General features: G+C 71.8%; 15 protein-coding genes. 13 read left to right on the plus strand and 2 right to left on the minus strand.

Annotation, left to right across the window (positions count from 1 at the left end; genetic code table 11):
• Positions 1 to 105 precede the first annotated feature (105 nt).
• Together ACLIRP_RS11755 and ACLIRP_RS11760 are read left to right on the plus strand one after the other, a co-directional pair.
• Positions 106 to 2,658 (plus strand): ABC transporter permease, encoded by a 2,553-nt coding sequence (locus ACLIRP_RS11755; protein ID WP_412060643.1) that lies wholly within the window; start codon positions 106 to 108, stop codon positions 2,656 to 2,658.
• Positions 2,659 to 2,703: 45 nt separating this feature from the next.
• Positions 2,704 to 3,711, plus strand: a complete 1,008-nt coding sequence (locus tag ACLIRP_RS11760; protein ID WP_412060644.1) for a S41 family peptidase — start codon at positions 2,704 to 2,706, stop codon at positions 3,709 to 3,711.
• 42 nt (positions 3,712 to 3,753) lie between these two features.
• On the opposite strand, the gene asnB is transcribed toward ACLIRP_RS11760, so the two are convergent.
• Together asnB and ACLIRP_RS11770 are read right to left on the minus strand one after the other, a co-directional pair.
• Complete coding sequence (gene asnB / locus ACLIRP_RS11765; protein ID WP_412060645.1) at positions 3,754 to 5,418, minus strand: asparagine synthase B; 1,665 nt, start codon at positions 5,416 to 5,418, stop codon at positions 3,754 to 3,756.
• A 277-nt stretch (positions 5,419 to 5,695) separates the two neighbouring features.
• A complete protein-coding gene (locus ACLIRP_RS11770) occupies positions 5,696 to 6,598 on the minus strand; it encodes an SDR family oxidoreductase (protein WP_412060646.1) in 903 nt (300 codons plus the stop codon).
• A 127-nt stretch (positions 6,599 to 6,725) separates the two neighbouring features.
• Here ACLIRP_RS11770 and ACLIRP_RS11775 point away from each other — a divergent pair, with 127 nt between their 5' ends.
• From ACLIRP_RS11775 to ACLIRP_RS11825, 11 genes are all read left to right on the plus strand, one after another.
• Positions 6,726 to 9,215, plus strand: coding sequence for a M14 family zinc carboxypeptidase (locus ACLIRP_RS11775; protein WP_412060647.1), 2,490 nt, complete (start codon positions 6,726 to 6,728; stop codon positions 9,213 to 9,215).
• 32 nt (positions 9,216 to 9,247) lie between these two features.
• Positions 9,248 to 9,508 carry a hypothetical protein gene (locus tag ACLIRP_RS11780; RefSeq protein WP_412060648.1) on the plus strand — a complete coding sequence of 87 codons (261 nt, stop codon included), beginning with the start codon at positions 9,248 to 9,250 and terminating at the stop codon, positions 9,506 to 9,508.
• A gap of 115 nt (positions 9,509 to 9,623) precedes the next feature.
• Positions 9,624 to 9,920, plus strand: coding sequence for a 50S ribosomal protein L31 (gene rpmE, locus ACLIRP_RS11785; protein WP_412060649.1), 297 nt, complete (start codon positions 9,624 to 9,626; stop codon positions 9,918 to 9,920).
• Between the two features lie 103 nt (positions 9,921 to 10,023).
• Positions 10,024 to 11,379 carry a thymidine phosphorylase gene (locus tag ACLIRP_RS11790; protein WP_412060650.1) on the plus strand — a complete coding sequence of 452 codons (1,356 nt, stop codon included), beginning with the start codon at positions 10,024 to 10,026 and terminating at the stop codon, positions 11,377 to 11,379.
• Between the two features lie 164 nt (positions 11,380 to 11,543).
• Positions 11,544 to 12,305, plus strand: coding sequence for a PspA/IM30 family protein (locus tag ACLIRP_RS11795; protein ID WP_412060651.1), 762 nt, complete (start codon positions 11,544 to 11,546; stop codon positions 12,303 to 12,305).
• Positions 12,306 to 12,388: 83 nt separating this feature from the next.
• The gene (locus tag ACLIRP_RS11800; RefSeq protein ID WP_412060652.1) at positions 12,389 to 12,886 is read left to right on the plus strand and encodes a hypothetical protein; all 498 of its coding nucleotides are present in this window, start codon (positions 12,389 to 12,391) and stop codon (positions 12,884 to 12,886) included.
• A gap of 71 nt (positions 12,887 to 12,957) precedes the next feature.
• Positions 12,958 to 13,890: a hypothetical protein gene (locus tag ACLIRP_RS11805; RefSeq protein WP_412060653.1), complete on the plus strand. Its 933-nt coding sequence runs from the start codon at positions 12,958 to 12,960 to the stop codon at positions 13,888 to 13,890.
• Between the two features lie 134 nt (positions 13,891 to 14,024).
• Entirely contained in the window at positions 14,025 to 14,807 is a 783-nt protein-coding gene (locus ACLIRP_RS11810) for an enoyl-CoA hydratase/isomerase family protein (protein ID WP_412060654.1), read from the plus strand.
• 75 nt (positions 14,808 to 14,882) lie between these two features.
• Positions 14,883 to 16,139 (plus strand): hemolysin family protein, encoded by a 1,257-nt coding sequence (locus tag ACLIRP_RS11815; protein WP_412060655.1) that lies wholly within the window; start codon positions 14,883 to 14,885, stop codon positions 16,137 to 16,139.
• A 455-nt stretch (positions 16,140 to 16,594) separates the two neighbouring features.
• On the plus strand, positions 16,595 to 17,335 hold the full coding sequence (locus ACLIRP_RS11820) for a type III pantothenate kinase (RefSeq protein WP_412060656.1): 741 nt from the start codon (positions 16,595 to 16,597) through the stop codon (positions 17,333 to 17,335).
• Between the two features lie 85 nt (positions 17,336 to 17,420).
• Positions 17,421 to 17,918: an RDD family protein gene (locus ACLIRP_RS11825; RefSeq protein WP_412060657.1), complete on the plus strand. Its 498-nt coding sequence runs from the start codon at positions 17,421 to 17,423 to the stop codon at positions 17,916 to 17,918.
• Positions 17,919 to 17,930 lie beyond the last annotated feature (12 nt).

Consider the following 17,930-nt stretch of genomic DNA (forward strand, 5'->3'; position numbering starts at 1 on the left):
GCTGTAGCTGGGCTCCGCTCGGCTGAGATCCTTCGACTACGCCGCTGACGCGGCTTCGCTCAGGATGACACATCGGGGCGCTGGCGCCTCTCCCCACACACCGATATGTCCCCCCTCCGATTCGCCTGGCAGGACAGCCGCGGGATGCGCCGGCGGCTCGTCCTCTACGTGTCCGCGATGGCGCTCGGCGTCGCCGCGCTCGTCGCCATCCGGTCGTTCGGGGTCAACCTCGAGCGCGCCGTCGAGGAGCAGTCGCGCGAGGTGTTCGGGTCCGACCTCGAGCTCCGCCGCAGCGCCGCCTTCCCCGACTCGCTCACCGCGATCGTCGACTCGCTCGAGGCCGTCACTGGCGCGACCGTCGTCCGCGAGGCGTCGTTCCCGTCGATGGCCCGCTTCCCGGCGTCGGCCGGCGGCGAGGGGCGGACGCGGCTCGTCCAGATCCGCGCGCTCGACGGCCCGTACCCGCTCTACGGCCGCGTCGAGTCCACGCCCGCCGAGGCGGCGGCGACGATCGGCCGCGACACGACGGGCGCGCTCGTCGACGCGACGCTGCTCTTGCAAATGGACGCCAGCGTCGGCGACAGCGTGACCGTCGGCGGGCGGAGCTATCTCATCGCCGGGCAGGTCGACGGGGTGCCGGGGCAGACCGACATCGGCGGGCTCGTCGGGCCCCGCGTGTACCTCCCGCTGGAGGCGCTCGACGCCTCCCTCTTGGGGTTCGGCAGCCGCGCCCGCTATTCGATCGGCTTCCGCTTTGAGGACGAACAGGCCGGGCTCGACGCCACGCTCCCCGTGCTCGACGCCGCCGAGATCCGGTACGAGACCGCGGGCGAGGAGCAGCAAGAGGTGACCGAGGCCTCGGGCTATCTCACGCGCTTCCTGGCGCTCGTCGGCTTCGTGGCGCTGCTCCTGGGCGGGATCGGCGTCGCGTCGTCGGTGAGCGTCTACGTGTCTGAAAAGGCCGAGACGGTCGCCACGCTGCGGTGTCTGGGGATGTCGTCGCGCCGCGTGCTCGTCGCGTACGCGATCCAGGCGCTCGCGCTCGGATTCGTCGGCGCGGCCCTCGGGGCGCTCTTAGGAGTCGCGGTCCAACGGCTGTTGCCGATGGTGTTCGCAGGCTTCCTGCCGGTCGACGTGGCGAACCACATCGTGCCGCGCGCGCTGCTCGAAGGGCTGGGCGTCGGGCTCGGGACGGCGCTGCTGTTCGCCCTTCTGCCGCTCGTCGGCGTCCGCCGCGTGCCGCCTCTCCGCGCCTTGCGCGACGACGCCCGCGCTCGCGGCCTCGACCCGGTCCAGATCGGGCTCGGCGTGCTCCTGGTCGCCGCCGTCGGCGGGTTCGCGTACCTCCAGACGCAGTCCTGGATTGGCGCCGCCGCCTTCGTCGGCGGGACCGCCGCCGTGTTCGGGCTGCTGGCGCTGGCGGCGGTCATCGTGCGCGGGGTCGTGCGGCGCGTGGTCCGGCCCGGCCTGCCGTGGGCGTGGCGACAGGGGCTGTCGAACCTGCACGCGCCCGGCAACCAGACGTTGGTGCTGCTGCTGACGATGGGGCTGGGCGTCTTCCTGGTGCTCGCGCTGGGGTTGGTGCAGCGCTCGATTCTCGCCCAGGTCGCCCTGCCCTCCGACGCCGAGGGCGCCCCGGACGTGGTGCTGTTCGACGTCCAGCCCGACCAGCGCGACAGCCTGCGCGCGCTCGTCCAGGGGCTCGGCCTGCCCGTCGTCGACGAGGTCCCGCTCGTCACGATGCGCATCGCCGCCATCGACGGCGTCCCCATCGACACCCTGACCGACCGCTCCGACGACTCGTTCGCCGGCCGCGAGGGCGGGCCGGAGCGCTGGACGTTGACGCGCGAGTACCGCTCGACGTACCGCTCCGAACTCGTCGACTCCGAGACGCTCACCGCCGGGACGTTCGTCGGGACGGCCGCCCCCGACGTTGCCGTCGTCCCGATCTCGCTCGAAGCCGACATCGCGCTCGACCTCGACGTGGCGCTCGGCTCCCGCATCACGTGGTCCGTCAGCGGCGCCGAGATCGAGTCCGAGGTCACGAGCCTGCGCGAGGTCGACTGGGCGCGCGTGCAGCCCAACTTTTTCGCCGTCTTCCCCGAAGGCCCGCTTGCGGAGGCGCCCCAGACGGCCATCCTCCTGACGCGAGCGGGCACGCCGGAGATGTCCGCGCGGCTCCAGTCCGACGTGGTCGAGGCGTTCCCCAACGTCTCCGCCGTCGACGTGCGGCTGGTGCTGGCGCTCGTCGACCGCGTGCTCGACCGGGTCGCCTTCGTGCTCCGCTTTATGGCGCTGTTCGCCGTCGTGACCGGGCTCGTGGTGCTGGCGGGCGCCGTCCGCGTGGCGCTCGCGCAGCGGACGCGCGAGTCGGTCGTGCTCCGCACCCTCGGTGCCAGCCGGGCGGATGTGCGGCGGATCCTGGTCGCCGAGTACGCCCTGCTCGGCGTGCTGGCGGCGCTGACCGGGGGGTTGCTCGCGGTCGCCGGGGCGTGGGGGCTGGCGCGGTTCGCGTTCAACATCCCGTTCGTGCCCGACGTGTCGTGGCTGCTGTGGGCGCTCGCCGTCGTGCCGCTGCTGACCGTCGCGGTCGGGCTGGCAGGGAGCCGGGGCGCGCTGCGCCAGCCCCCGCTGGCCGTGTTGCGCGCGGAGGGCTAGGCCCGCGTTACTCTTCAGGACATTCAGGCGTCCACGGTCCACGCCGTGCCCACTGCCTTCGTGCGCGTTCTCTCCGTCGCCATACTCTGGGTCGCGCTCGCCGGGTGCGACGCCACAGCCCCCGAGCCCAGCCCACCGTCCTCCGAGCGGCCGACGTCTGCGGCAGCGGCGGCGTACCTCGACGAGGTCCTCGACATCCTGGAAGCGAACGCGCTCTACCGCGAGCGCATCCGGTGGGACCTTGTCCGCGCGGAGGCCGAGGCGGAGATCGAAGGCGCCCAGACGATCGGCGCGACGTACCCCGGCATCCGCGTCGCACTCCGGGCCCTCGACGACAACTACCACAGCTTCCTCCGCCCCCCGCCGCCACTGACTGGCACTATCAGGGGCGGGTCGACCGTCTGCACCTCCGGGCCGCTCGTCCCACCCGACCTCCCCGACGACGTCGGCTACGTGTTTGTCTCCGGCTTCTCCGGCGGCGGCGACGAGGCGACCGCCTTCGCGACGGGGATCCAGCGCCGAATTCAGACCGCCGACCGCGAGGGGCTCGTGGGCTGGATCGTCGACCTCCGCCTCAACACGGGCGGCAATATGTGGCCGATGCTGGCAGGCCTCGGTCCAGTGCTCGGGGAGGGTGTCGTCGGCCACTTCGTCGCCCCGGGTGGCGTCGTGCTCCCGTGGGCGTACCAGGACGGCGCGTCGATCCTCAACGGCCACACGGTCGTCAAGGTCGCCTCGCCGGTCCGTCTGCGGCGAGAGCGGCCGCGCGTCGCCGTCCTCCTAGACACGCCGACCGCCAGTTCGGGTGAGGCCACGGCCATTGCGTTCGAGCGCCGGCCGGACACCCGCTCGTTCGGGTCGCGCACGTGTGGGCTCTCGACGGCGAACGCGGGGCTCCCCCTCAGCGACGGGGCCACGCTGTACCTCGCGGTCTCCTTTATGGCCGACCGCGAGCGGTCGTCGTACCGCGAGGGTGTCGAACCCGACGAGGCCACCTCTAGCTCCGAGGAGACCATCCGCCGGGCCATCGGATGGCTCCGGGACGGCGTCTGACCCCGCCCCCCTCGACGCCGTCGCCGAGAGGGGCGAGATCCGTCAGTACGCCTCGACGTGGACGCCGGCGACGGCCCGGCCGGAGGGGTCCGCCGAGGTCTGGAACGAGGCGTCCCACGCCAGCGCCTCCGGCGTCGAGCACGCGACCGACTTGCCGCTCGGGACGGTCAGGGCGCACGCGTCGTGGGGGTAGTGCGCCTCGAAGATGGTCCGGTAGAGGTAGCCCTCCTTGGTGTCCGGCGGGTGGATCGGGAATCTGAATTCGGCGGCGGCCATCTGCTCGTCGGTCACCAGCGCCTCCGCGCGCTCCTTGAGCGAGTCGATCCACGCGTAGCCGACGCCGTCGGAAAACTGCTCCTTCTGGCGCCACGCGACCGACGCCGGCAGCATGTCCTCGAACGCCTGGCGCAGGATGTGCTTTTCCATCGTGCCCCCGTGCGGCCGCTTGGCCTCCGGGTTGAGGCGCATCGCCACGTCCAAAAACTCCTGATCCAAAAAGGGGACGCGCGCCTCGACGCCCCACGCGGCCATCGACTTGTTGGCGCGCAGGCAGTCGAACAGGTGGAGCCGGTCGAGCTTGCGGACGGTCTCGTCGTGGAACTGCCGGGCGTCGGGCGCGCGGTGGAAGTAGAGGTAGCCGCCGAAGATCTCGTCGGCCCCCTCGCCGGAGAGCACCATCTTGATGCCCATCGCCTTGATGCGCCGCGCCATCAAAAACATCGGCGTCGCGGCGCGGATCGTCGTCACGTCATACGTCTCAAGGTGGCGGATCACCTCGGGGATCGCGTCGACGCCCTCCTCGACCGTGAAGTGCAAGGTGTGGTGCTCGGTCCCGATGTGCGCCGCGACCTCCTTGGCCGCCGCGAGGTCGGGCGAGCCCTCGAGCCCGATCGCGAACGAGTGCAGGTGCGGCCACCACGCCTCGGCCTGGTCGTCGGCCTCGACACGCTTTTTGGAGTACTGCTGGGCGAGGGCCGCCGTGATGGACGAGTCCAGACCGCCCGAGAGCAGCACGCCGTAGGGCACGTCGGTCATCAGCTGGCGCTTGACGGCCGCGTCGAGCGCGGCGCGGACGTCGGCCGGCTCGGCCGGGTTGTCCTTTACCGCGTCGTAGGCCATCCAGTCGCGCGTGTAGAACCGGACCGGGTGGCCGACGGCGCTGTCCCAGACGTGGCCGGGCGGGAACGTCTCGATCTGCTTGCAGACCGGCACCAACGCCTTCATCTCGCTGGCGACGTACAACGTCCCGTGCTCGTCGCGGCCGGTGTAGAGCGGCATCACGCCGTGCGGGTCGCGCGCGATGAGGTACCGGTCGGTCTCGGAGTCCACGAGGACAAAGGCGTAGATGCCGACGAGGTCGTCGAGGAAGTCGGCGCCGCGCTCGCGGTAGAGCGCCAGGATCACCTCGCAGTCGGACTCGGTCTGGAAGTCGAACGGCTCCGCGAGCCCGGCGCGGAGCGCGCGGTGGTTGTAGATCTCACCGTTGACCGCGAGCGCGTGCGTGCCCTCGGGGTTGAGCAGCGGCTGCGCGCCGTGGAGCACGTCGACGATCGCGAGCCGCTCGTGCGCGAGCACGGCGCGGTCGGTCGCGTAGACGCCCGACCAGTCCGGCCCGCGGTGGCGCTGGAGGCCGGACAGGCGGACGGCCGTGGCGCGGGCGGCGGCGGGGTCGGTCTGGAGGTCGAGGAGGCCGAGGATGGAGCACATGGGCTCGGGGGGCTGGGGCGGGCCGCGGGCGCGGCATAAAAAACAGCGGCCCCTCCGGTGTGGAGGGGCCGCTCGAATCGGGGTGGACGGTCCGCCGGACCTACGCACGCCAACGCTCGCGCCTCCCTCGGGAGACTCGGTTGCGGTTGACGAAATTGAGGGTGCGGGTCACGACGGGGCGTTGGGCAGGTGCTCTAGAGGATCGTCCTTTTTCTCCAGATGTCAAGGGGGGCATCCCGAGACGCCCCCCGCCCCGGCGCCGAGGCGTGGCGTCGGCTCAGCCCGTCGGCTCGCCGCCGGTGACGCCGAAGACCTCGCCGGTGATGTAGCCCGACTCCTGAGTCGCCAGGAACACGAAGGTCGGCGCGATCTCGGCCGGCTGGCCGGGGCGGCCGTACGGGACCTGCTCGCCGAACGTCTCGACTTTGTCCTGCGGCTGGCCGCCCGACGGCTGGAGCGGCGTCCAGAAGGGGCCGGGCGCGACGGCATTGACGCGGATGCCGTCCTCGATGGCCTGCTTCGCGAGCGCCTTCGTAAACCCGATGATGGCCCACTTGGTGGAGGCGTAGTCGAGCAGCCCCGGCGACGGGCTGTAGCCCTGGATCGAGGTCACGTTGATGATGGAGGCGCCCGCCGGGAGGTGCGGGAGCGCCGCCTTCGACAGCCAGAACATGGCGTAGACGTTGGTCTTGTAAGTCTGGTCGAACTGCTCGGTCGTGATGTCCTGGATGGACTCCTGGTAGACCTGCTTGCCGGCGTTGATGACGAGCACGTCGAGCCCGCCGAGCTGGTCGACGGCGTCCTCGATGAGCTGGGTGCAGAACGCCTCGTCGGTCAAGTCGCCGGGGAGGCGGACGAGCGTGCCGCCCTCGCCCTCGATGAGCTCGGCGAGCGACGCGGCGTCGGGGCTCTCGGCGTCGAGGTAGTTGATGGCGACGGCGGCGCCCTCCCGAGCGTAGGCGATGGCCGTGGCCCGGCCGATGCCCGAGTCGCCGCCGGTGATGAGCGCCTTGCGGCCCTCCATCCGACCGAAGCCGCGGTAGCTGTCCTCGCCGTGGTCGGGGACCGGGTCCATCTTCTGGGTCAGGCCCGGCGCGGGCTGGGGCTGGCGCGGGAACGGCGGGGCCGGGTACTGGCTCCGCGGGTCCTGCATGGCGTACTGGTTGGGCGTCTTGGACATGGAAAGAGGGGGAAAGAGAAGGGCCCTCTTGAATGCCATCAGAGCCCTCGAGGTTGCTCCGACTCCGTCCGGCGCGTGACGCTCGGGGCCGCCGCTAGCTTCCGGGTCTCCCCCCCGATCCCCGTCCGTGCCCACTCTGTCGACCTCTCGGCTCCGTCCCGCACTCCTCTCGTTCGCGGCCCTGCTAGCGACGGCCGCCAGCGCCCAGGTCCCGACGCCCGCCGAGCACCTCGGCTACGCCCTCGGCGACCGCTTCACGCCCCACCACCGCGTGGTCGACTACGTCGAGGCCGTCGCCGCCGCGAGCGCGCTGGTGACCGTCGAGCGGTACGGCGAGACGCCCGAGGGCCGGCCGCTGCTGGTCGCCGTCGTTGCCGACAGTCCGCAAGCGGCCGAGGCCGCTCGCGCAAGCGCCGTTGGCGCATCGCGGGGCGAGGGCCCGCCGACCCAGCCCGTCGTGTGGCTGAGCTACAACGTCCACGGCGACGAGGCCGTCAGCACCGAGGCCGCGATGCAGACGCTCTACGACCTCACGCAGAGCCCCGACCTGCTGGCGGACGTCGTCGTCGTCCTCGACCCGTGCCTGAATCCGGATGGCCGCGACCGCTACGTCTCAGGCTACCAGCAGCGCCGCGGCGCCCGGCCCGACGCCGACCCCGACGCGCGCGAGCACGACCAGCCGTGGCCCGGCGGGCGTTACAACCACTACCTCTTCGACCTCAACCGCGACTGGGCCTGGGGCACGCAGCCCGAGACGCGCGCCCGGCTCGCGCTCTACAACCGCTGGCTCCCCGCCGTCCACGTCGACTTCCACGAGCAGGGCGTCGACAGCCCGTACTACTTCGCGCCGGCCGCCGAGCCGTTCCACCCGCGCATCACGCCGTGGCAGCGCGCCTTCCAGACGCGGATCGGGCAGGCGAACGCGCGCGCCTTCGACCGCGAAAACTGGCTCTACTTCACCAAGGAGGTCTTCGACCTGTTCTACCCCGGCTACGGCGACACGTGGCCGACCTTCAACGGCGCCGTCGGGATGACCTATGAGCAGGGCGGCTCGGGCCGCGCGGGGCTCGCCATCGAAACGGCTGAGGGCGACACGCTGCGGCTGGCCGACCGGATCGCGCACCACGTGGCCTCGGGGATGGAGACCGTCCGCACGACGGCCCGCCACGCCGACGAGGTGACGCGCGAGTTCGCCGCGTCCTTTGCCACGCCGCCCGCCGGCGCCCGCAGCTACGTCGCGACGGGCGACGCCGACCGGCTTCAGGGCCTGGCGGCTCTCCTCGATCTGCAGGGCATCACCTACGGCTGGGCACGGGGCGGCGCCGCCCGGGGCGTCCGCTATGCGGGCGGCCTCGACGCGCCGACCGAGGCCGAGCGCGTCGACGTGGCGGCGGGCGCGCTCGTGGTCGACACGCGCCAGCCCAAGGGGCGGCTCGCGGCCGTCCTGTTCGAGCCCGAGCCCGCGCTCGCCGACTCGGTGACGTACGACGTGACGGCCTGGGCGCTGCCCTACGTCTACGGCGTCGAGGGGCTCGCGGCCGACGACGTCGTCCCGACCGGCGGTCCGGCGCCGACCGAGGCCACGCTCCCGAGCGGCCGCCCCTACGCGTACGCCGCCGACTGGCGCGCCGCCAGCGACGCGCGGTTTCTGGCGCGGCTCCTCCGCGACGGCGTCGGGGTCCGCATCATCCCCGAGCCGTTCCGCGCCGGAGGCCGCGACTTCGGGCGCGGCGGGCTCGTCATCACGCGCGCCGGGAACGCGCGCCTGGGCGACCGCTTCGACGATGTCGTCCGCCGCGCGGCGGCCGAGACCGGCGAGGCGCTGGCGGCGCTCGCGGGCGGCTTCGCCGAGACCGGCCCGGACATCGGCTCGAATCGCGTCGGCTTTGTCCGCACCCCGCACGTCGCTGTCTTGGCCGACACGCCCGTCTCGCCGACCGCGCTCGGCGAGGTCTGGCACTGGTTCGACGCCGTCGTCGAGTACCCGGCGACGCAGCTCACCGCCGAGCGCTTTTCCGCCAGCGACCTCGACGGCGTCGACGTGTTGGTGATGCCCGACGGCAGCTACGGGTCGTGGCTGACGGGCGACCGCGCCGAGACGATTCGGAGCTGGGTCCGGGCGGGCGGGCGGCTGGTGGCGCTGGAGCGCGCGGCGACCGCGTTCGCCGGCAAGGACGGCTTCGGCTTGAAAGAGCGCGAGGCGGCCGAGCCCGACTCGACGGGCGAGGGCCGCCTGCTCCGCTACGGCGACCGCGACCGCCGCGGCGTCTCCGAGAGCGTCCCCGGCGCCGTTTACCGCGTCGCCCTCGACGGCTCGCACCCGCTCGCGTTCGGGTACCCCGACTGGACGTACGTCGTCAAGCGCCGCGTCGCGCCGGTCGAGTTTTTCGGCGGCGACGACGCGTGGAACGTGGGCGTCGTCCGCAGCGGCGCGCCCGCGGCCGGGTTCGCGGGCGCCGAGGCGCAAGCGAGGCTCGAAGACTCCCTCGTGTTCGGCGTCGAGGAGATGGGACGCGGGCAGGTCGTGTACCTCGTCGACAGCCCCCTCTTCCGCGGCTTCTGGGCCGACGGCCAGCTGCTGTTCGCGAACGCCGTCTTTGGACTGAGCGCGATGTAGCCCCGATCTTGCGGTCTCCGCCCCGCCCTCCCATGCCCGACCCGACGCCCTCCTCGCGCACCGCCGGCACCGTCGCCCTCGTGCTGGGCGTCATCGCCCTGGTCGGCTACGGCGTGCTCGGCGCCTCGCCCGAGTCGCCCGACCTCCCGACGGAGCGGTTGCTGCTGGCGGCCGTGCTGGTCGTGGCGGGCGCGGCGCTGCGCCAGGGGCGCGGGCCGTCGTGGGGGCAGTTCGTGGTCGGCCTGCTGGCGGGGCTCGTCGCGACGGACCTCATCCTGCGGCTGCTGGGCTGATCGGTGGGGTCGGCGGCCGGCGCGCGAAGACGGGAGGAACACGGGCCTCCGGGGGTGGCCCACGCCCGGATGCCCACTAGATTCGGGGTTCTGTCCAAAGCGGCCCCGCCCGAACATGCAGTCCGACATCCACCCCGACTACCCGCTCATCACCGTCACCTTGGCTGACGGCACGGAGTTCCAGACGCGCTCGACAACGGGCAAGGACCTCAAGTCCGAGGTCGACTCGTCGAACCACCCGTTCTACACGGGCAAGAAGACGATGGTCGACACCGCCGGCCGCGTCGAGAAGTTTATGCGCCGCTACGGCAAGTCGCAGGCCAAGCAGGCCGTCGCCGCCCAGGAGGAGGCCGACGCCGACGAGGCCGCCCGCGAGGCGGCCAAGGCTGCCGAGGCCGGAGCGGAGGCGTAAGCCGCCCCCGACGACCCAGTCCGCGAGGCGGGCGGCCGCGTGCCGTCCGCCTCGTCTCGTTTGGGCCGCCCGCCCGATCTTCTCCCCCTCCGCCCCCCGCCCCGTGCCCGACTTCAACGCCGTCCGCCTCATCACCGCCAAGCGCGACGGCGGCGCGCTCGCTCCCGAATCGATCGTCGACCTCATCGACGCCTACACCGCCGGCGACGTGCCCGACTACCAGATGGCGGCGTTCCTGATGGCCGGCTTTCTCCAGGGCTTCGACGACGACGAGGCGCTCGCGCTGACCGAGGCGATGCTCCACAGCGGGACCGTCCTCGACCTCAGCGACGTGCCCGGCGTCAAGGTCGATAAGCACTCGACGGGCGGCGTCGGCGACAAGGTGTCGCTCGTGCTCGCGCCGCTCGTGGCCGCGTGCGGCGTGCCCGTCCCGATGATCTCGGGCCGCGGGCTCGGCCACACCGGCGGGACGCTCGACAAGCTCGAGGCCATCCCCGGCTTCGACGTCAACCTCGACATCCCGCGCTACCGCGAAGTACTCGGCGAGGTCGGCGCCGTCCTGATCGGGCAGACCGCCGAGATCGCCCCGGCCGACAAGAAGCTCTACGCCCTGCGCGACGTGACGGCGACCGTCGAGTCGATCCCGTTCATCGCCGCCAGCATCCTGTCCAAAAAGCTCGCCGAGGGCATCGACGCGCTCGTGCTCGACGTCAAGACCGGCCGCGGCGCGTTCATGAAGAGCGAGGCGCGCGCGCGCGAGCTGGCCGAAACACTCGTCCGCGTCGGCCGCCAGTTCGGGACGCCGACGGTCGCGCTCCTCACCCAGATGGACGTGCCGCTCGGCCGGGCGATTGGCAACGGCCCCGAGACCGCCGAGGCCATCCGCATCCTGCGCAACGAGACGCCCGCGGGTGGGCTGTGCCCCGACGTGATCGACGTGACGCTCGCGCTCGCGGGCGAGATGCTGTGGCTCGGGAAGGCCGCCGAGTCGCCCGAGGCAGGCCGCCGCATGGCGAGCGTGGCCCTCCGTGACGGCTGGGCGTTCGGGATCTTCCGGGAGATCGTCGAGGCCCAGTCCGGCGACGCCTCCGTGCTCGACGACCCCGACCGTCTCATGGGCGAGCCCGTCGCAACGGTCGCCGCCGACGCGACCGGCTTCGTGGCCGACATCGACCCGCTCGCGCTCGGCTACGCGGCCGTGGACCTGGGCGCGGGCCGCGCGAAGAAGGAGGACGACGTCGACCCTCGGGCCGGGTTCGTGCTCCACGCGACGGTCGGCGAGCGCGTCGAGGCCGGCCAGCCGCTCGCCCAGATCTTCGCTTCTGACCCCGACCGCGCAGATGTCGACGCCGTCCGCGCCGCGTTCACGCTCGCCGACGCCCCGCCCGCCGCCACGCCCCTCCTGCTCGACCGCTTCGACGGGGCGGCCTGGGCGGGCGAGACCGGAGACGACGCGTAGCCACGGGCGACTCCGGTGGGTCGGGCCTCGATCCTCGCGTCAACCCGTTGTCCCGGCTCGCACTGCGCGCCCGGCACAACCAATTCGCCGGTCGCACCGTAGGAGCCGTCTCCCGTGCCGGCCCGTACCTTTCGGCGCCCGACCCCACCCGCCCCGTCTCTGCCATGTGGAAGCGTTTCTCCCGTCTCATGAAGTCGCTGTTCGGCGGCGCCATCTCCGCCATGGAGGACCCCCGTCTCATCCTCGAGCAGAACATGCGCGAGCTGAACGACCAGGTCCCCAAGATGAACGAGAACATCGCGACGGTGAAAGCCAACGTGATGCTTCTCCAGAAGGAGCACCGCAAGTACACCGCCGAGCAGTCCTCGATCACGAGCAAGATCAAGGCGGCCATCCAGGCCGGGCGCGACGACATCGCCCAGCGCTACGCCGTCCAGCTCCAGGGCATCAAGGAGGCCCAGGGCCGGACCGGCGAGCAGCTCGAGTTCGCCGAGCAGGCCTACGACAAGGCGCTCCAGGTCAAGAAGGCCTTTATGCGCGAGCGCGAAAAGAAGATCGGTGAGGCCAAGGAGGCCTTGCGCGCGCACGAGCGCGCCAAGTGGCAGGCCAAGATCGCCGACACGCTCGAGCAGTTCGAGGTCGCCGGCGTCGACTCGACGCACGACGAGATGGTCCGCCGCGTCAACGAGCAGTCGGCCAAGAACGAGGCGCGCATGGAGATGGCCCTCGACTCCATCGACACCGAGTCGATGCAGATCGAGGAGGATGCGCAGGAGCTCCAGGCCGCCGAGCTCGTCAAGCAGTTCAAGCTGGAGATGGGCATGAACGAGCCGGCCGAGGCCGCGCCCGCCCCCCAGATTCAGATCCCCGAGGCCGACGCCCCCGTCGACGCCCCGGCCGAGCGCGACCGCCAGCGGACCCAGTAGACCCGAGGGGTGGAGGGATACAGGACGGAGGGGTCGGCGTACGTCCCCTCGGCCCACCCCTCGATCCCACATCCCACACCCCTATGGACAAGTCCGAATTCGAACGGCTCAAGGCCGAAGAGAAGGCGCACCTCCAGCAGCTCCGCGCCCTCAAGCAGCAGCACCGCGGCGCCCAGCGCACGGCCTCGACGGCTCGGGCGCTCGGCGCCATGACCGACCGGACCGCCAGCGACAACCTTGACGCGGCGACGGACAAGCTCTACCGCGACGCCGCGCTCGCCGAGGCCCGCTACGACCTTGCGACCGAGGGCCACGCGCCGGTCACCGGGAATGCCGACGACGTCGACCGGGAGGCGCTCGCCAAGGCCGAGGCCGAGGCGCTCGTCCGCCAGATGAAGGCCCAGATGGGCGGCGGCGGCGACCCGTCGTCGGTCGAGGCCGCCCGCACCGCCGGGACCGACTCGACGCGCGCGCCCGCCGCGCCCGCCGGCGAGAAGTCCATCGGCCGAACGCCGCCCCCGGCCGACGAGCCGCCCCCCGCGGCCGACCGCGACCCCAAGTCCATCGGCCGCCAGCGCTGATGCGTGATTCGTGATGCGTGGGGGCGCTCCGCCCGGCCCATCACCCATCACTCCTCACTCATCACTCTCCCATGCCCGACGAGTCGATCAACTTCACGAAGGAGGCCTTCATGAGCCCCCTCAACCTGGGCTTCCTGATCCTCGCGCTCGTCCTGGCCCTGATGACGGGCGGCGTGGCCGCGAACGTCCTGCTCGTCTTCGCCGCCGCGGCCGAGCTGATGTACCTCGGCACGCTGCCCCGCAACGAGCGGTTCAAGCGCGCCGTCCGCGCCCGCAAGGTCGACGAGCGGCGCAAGGCCCCGCGCGACCGCGAGGTCTTCCGGACGCTGGCGAAGGACGACCAGAAGCGCTACGTCCGCTTCCGGAACATGGAGAAGGCGATCAAGGACAACTACGCCAAGCTCCCGTACTCGTCGCAGGGCCTGCTCACGGCCCACCTCAACAAGCTCGACGGCCTGCTCGACGCGCACCTCAACCTGCTCCAGCTCAAGGAGCGTTACGTGCAGTTTGCCCGGCGGACCGGCGAGAACGACATCGTCCGCGCCATCACGGCGCTGCAGAACGAGATGCAGGCCGACCCGCCCCGCGTCCGCGCCATCAAGCAGCGGCGCCTGGCGATCTTGGAGAAGCGGCTCGACCGGTTCAAAAAGGCCGGCGAGAACCTGGCCATCATCGAGGCCCAGCTCGAGACCATCGAGGACGTGACGCGCTACGTCTACGAGCAGTCGCTGACGATGCAGAACCCCGAGGAGGTCTCGTTCCAGCTCGACACGCTGATGAGCGAGGTCGAGGAGACGCAGCACTCGATGGAGGTGCTCGACGAGACCATGGGCATCGGCGGGCTGACCGAGCTCGACCTCGAGGCGTTCGAGGCCTCGCCGGCCGGCGAGATGGGCCGCGTCGAGGACCGCATCGACGCCGGCCTGCTCGACGACCTCGACGACGTGCTGGGCGACGCCACGGACACCGAGGCCGAGCAGCGCCGCCGCACCCGGGAGGGGTGATGGCTCGCGCCGCTCGCAAGGCATGAGGATCGAGGATTGAGGAACGAGCACGTGCTATTCCCCCTTTCCTTGCCCGGCAGGCGACGACGACAGGCACCCTCACTCCTCATCCCTGATTCCTCACTCCTGATTCTGTGTCCGACTTCCAGACCCTGACCGCCGAGACCGACGCCGACGGCATCCTCACGATCACGCTCGACCGCCCCGACGCGCTCAACGCGCTCAGCCAGCGGCTCGTCGCCGAACTGGGCAAGGCGCTCCGGCTGGCGCGCGGCGAGGACGTCCGCGGCGTCGTCATCACGGGCGCCGGCGAGAAGGCGTTCGCGGCGGGCGCCGACATCTCGGAATTCGCGGGCATGGAGCCGCTCGACGCCCACCGCTTCGCCGCGCGCGGGCAGGCCGTGTTCAACAGCATCGAGAACCTGCCCAAGCCGGTCGTGGCGGCCGTCAACGGGTTCGCGCTCGGCGGCGGGTGCGAGCTGGCGATGGCGTGCCACCTGCGCGTGGCGTCCGAGACCGCCCAGTTCGGGCAGCCCGAGGTCCAGCTTGGCCTGATCGCGGGGTACGGCGGCACGCAGCGCCTGCCCCGGCTCGTCGGCCGCGGCATCGCGACCGAGATGCTGCTCACCGGCGACCGCGTCTCGGCCCAGCGCGCGTACGAGATCGGGCTCGTCAACCGCGTCGTCCCGGCGGCCGACCTCATTGAGACGGCCCGACAGTTCATCCTGACGATCGCCGCGAAGGCGCCCGTCGCCGTGGCCATGTCGCTCCAGGCGGTCCGCGCGTCCGACCTCCCGCTCCCCCAGGGCCTGCAGCAAGAGGCCGCCCTGTTTGCCCAGTGCGCCGCGACGGAGGACTTCGCCGAGGGCGTGATGGCCTTCCTGGAACGCCAGCCCCCGGAGTTCACCGGCCGCTAGCGCGTCCGAGGAGCGAGGCACGAGGGGTGAGGGGCGAGTCCCTCATGCCTCGATCCTCACTCCTCATTCCTCCCCATGACCGTCTTTCTCATCCTGCTGATGCTGGCGCTGAGCGCGTTCTTCTCGGGCTCCGAGATCGCGTTCGTGACCGCCAACCGGCTCAAGACGCAGGCGCGCGCGCGCCAGGCGGGCTGGCTGGGGACCGTCGTGCAGGAGTTCATGGACGACCCCGGCACGTTCCTGACGACCACGCTCGTCGGCAACAACATCGCCCTCGTCGTCTACTCGACGATGATGAGCCTGGCCCTGGAGCCGCCGCTGGCGCGCTTTTTCGGCGGCACCGTCGGGCTCGCGGAGACCGGCGCGGCCGTGCTCACGACCCAGACCATCATCGCGGCCGTCATCGTGCTCGTCGTCGGCGAGGTCATCCCGAAGTCGCTGCTGCGCCAGCCGCCCATCCGCGTGCTCTTCCTGCTCGCGGCGCCGCTCAAGCTGACGTACGGCGTGTTCTGGCTGCTCATCAAGGCCGCCGGCTGGGTGAGCGGCCTGTTCGTCCGCATCGCCGACGGCGAGGGCACGACGGTCCAGCAGTTCTTGCGCCGCGACTTCGAGCTGGCGATCCGCGAGAGCCGGGAGACGGGCACGCTCGACCTCGACGAGGAGGAGTCCGAGATCCTGACGAACGTCTTCGAGCTCCGCTCGCTGCGGGTCAAGGACTCGATGATCCCCCGGACCGAGATCCGCGCCGTCGACGAGACGGCGACCATCGAGGAGGTCCGCCAGATGTTTATCGAGACCGGCTTCAGCCGCCTGCCGGTCTACCACGAAAACGTCGACCGCATCGTCGGCGTCGTCTTGGCGCACGACCTCTTCCACGCCCCGGAGACGCTCAGTTCCATCCTCCGCCCGGCCCGCGTCGTCCCGGACTCGAAGCCCGCTCGCGACCTCCTGTTCGACTTTCTGCAGGGCGGCGCCACGCTCGCCGTCGCCGTCGACGAGTACGGCGGGACGGCCGGGATCGTCACGCTCGAGGACCTGCTCGAAGAGCTCTTCGGCGACATCCGCGACGAGCACGACGCCGCCGCCGCCCCCATCCGCCGCGTCGACGACCGGACGGTTCTCGTCCACGGGCGCGTCGAGCTGGAGGCGCTGGAGGACGAGGTCGGCATCGTGCTCGCCGACGGCGACTACGACACCGTCGCCGGCTTCGTGCTCGCCCACGTCGGCAACGTCCCCGACGAGCGCGACGCCTTCGACCACGAGGGCTTCCGGTTTACGGTCATCACCGCCAGCCAGAGCCGCATCGACGCCGTCCGCATCGAGCGGCTGTAGGCTCGCTGCGCTCGTCGGGACGGGAGGCTGGGGACCAAGGACGCAGACCGGGTCTGAGCGGTCGTGGTATGGTCCGAACACTCCCTCCCGGCGGCATCGGGAGGCCGTCTTACGCGGCTGAGAGGCCATCTTACGGGACCGAGACCTCGTCTTACGCCTCCGAGACGTCGTCTTACAGGGACGAGAGGACGTCTTACGGGTCCGAGCGGCCATCGTACAGGGCTGAAACACCGCCCTACGGGACCGAGAGGGGCACCTTACTGGCCGCAGAAGCCGCCCTGCAACGGTGAGACCTCGTCTTTCAGAGTCGAGACTCGGTCTGACGAGCCAGAGGGGTCGTCCGACTGGGCCGAGCACCGAGTCGACACGGATGAGCGACGGCCCGGCGGGGCCAAGCAGAGTCCCTCGGCCTCCGTCACCCTCTATCCTCCCTCCGCCACCCTCCCCCACCCGCCTTGCTCGTCCTCGACATCGGCAACTCGTCCGTCAAGGCGGCCGTCTGGCAAAACGGCTGGGGCCCGGTCTCGCGCTTCGCCTGCGACGGCGCCAGCGGGGAGATCTGGCGCGAGCGGCTCGCGAGCCTGGGACCGGCGAACCGGGGGGCGCTGGCGTCGGTCGTCCCCCACCTGACGCCCGTGCTGGCGGCGGCTCTCGAGGAGGTCACCGGCGCGCGCCCGTTCGTCGTCACCGCCGAGGCCGCCCTCCCGTTTCGGCTGGCGGTCGCCACGCCGGACACGCTCGGCGCCGACCGGCTGGCGGCGGCCGTCGCCGCCCACGCCCTCGCAGGGGGCCGCGCGGTGATCGCCGTCGACGCCGGGAGCGCCGTGACCGTCGAGGCCGTGTCGGCGGAGCCGGCGTACCTCGGCGGCGCCATCGCGCCGGGCCCCGACCTGCTCCGCCGCTCCCTCGCGCGCGACACGGGCCAGCTCCCCGACGTGCCGTGGCCGGCCACGCTCGCTCCGGTCGGCGACTCGACGCGGGGCGCTATCCAGGCCGGCCTGGGCGTCCTCTTCGCCGACGGCGTCGCGGGTTTGGTCGAGCGGACGCGCGACGCGCTCGGCGGCGACGCGCTCGTCGTGGCGACAGGCGGCTGGGCCGAGTGGCTGGCGGCGCACACCCCGGTGGTCGACCGCGTCGTCCCGACGCTCGTGCTCGACGGCGTCCGCCAACTGGCCGCTGGGCAGGTCTCGGAGTGAGCTCCAAGGCTCCAAAACGAGGTGCCCATCGATTGTCAATCCCAGCGTTTCCAGTATCTAAGGAGGACCACACCCCGGCACTCCGATGCTCCACGCCAAGGCCGACCTCGTCAAGCGCTTTCTCGCCGCCCTCATCGACGGGCTCATCGCCGGAGCCATCGGCTGGGTCTTCGGCTGGTTCGGGACCGTGATGGGCGGGATCGGCACGCTCGTCGGGGCCGGCTACATCCTGGTCCGCGACGGGCTCGACTCGCCCTACGCCGATGGCCGGTCGGTCGGCAAAAAGATCATCGGCCTCCGCCCGGTCCGCTTGGACGGTGGCCCGATGACGATCGACGCCTCGGTCCGCCGCAACTGGACGCTGGCGGCGGCCGGCGTCATCTCGGGCATCGGGACCGTGTTGATCGGGCTCGGCCCGCTCGCGCTCTTGGGCATCCCCGTGCTCATCCTGAGCGGCCTCGTCGGCCTGCTCGGGCTCGTCGAGGCGATCTTGGTCGTGGTCAACGACGAGGGCCGGCGGATCGGCGACAAGACGGGCGGGACGCAGGTGATCGAGGAGGCGCCCGTCGCCGAGGCCGTGTAGCCTGCGGCCGCT

The sequence above is a fragment of the Rubrivirga halophila genome, assembly GCF_046845755.1.
Lineage (GTDB): Bacteria > Bacteroidota > Rhodothermia > Rhodothermales > Rubricoccaceae > Rubrivirga.

Bases quoted from the DNA above. Each gene is read 5' to 3' on its own strand.
- ACLIRP_RS11770 (WP_412060646.1), bottom strand. From the start codon at position 6,598: ATGTCCAAGACGCCCAACCAGTACGCCATGCAGGACCCGCGGAGCCAG.
- rpmE (WP_412060649.1), top strand. From the start codon at position 9,624: ATGCAGTCCGACATCCACCCCGACTACCCGCTCATCACCGTCACCTTG.
- asnB (WP_412060645.1), bottom strand. From the start codon at position 5,418: ATGTGCTCCATCCTCGGCCTCCTCGACCTCCAGACCGACCCCGCCGCC.
- ACLIRP_RS11825 (WP_412060657.1), top strand. From the start codon at position 17,421: ATGCTCCACGCCAAGGCCGACCTCGTCAAGCGCTTTCTCGCCGCCCTC.
- ACLIRP_RS11780 (WP_412060648.1), top strand. From the start codon at position 9,248: ATGCCCGACCCGACGCCCTCCTCGCGCACCGCCGGCACCGTCGCCCTC.
- ACLIRP_RS11815 (WP_412060655.1), top strand. From the start codon at position 14,883: ATGACCGTCTTTCTCATCCTGCTGATGCTGGCGCTGAGCGCGTTCTTC.
- ACLIRP_RS11800 (WP_412060652.1), top strand. From the start codon at position 12,389: ATGGACAAGTCCGAATTCGAACGGCTCAAGGCCGAAGAGAAGGCGCAC.
- ACLIRP_RS11795 (WP_412060651.1), top strand. From the start codon at position 11,544: ATGTGGAAGCGTTTCTCCCGTCTCATGAAGTCGCTGTTCGGCGGCGCC.
- ACLIRP_RS11805 (WP_412060653.1), top strand. From the start codon at position 12,958: ATGCCCGACGAGTCGATCAACTTCACGAAGGAGGCCTTCATGAGCCCC.
- ACLIRP_RS11755 (WP_412060643.1), top strand. From the start codon at position 106: ATGTCCCCCCTCCGATTCGCCTGGCAGGACAGCCGCGGGATGCGCCGG.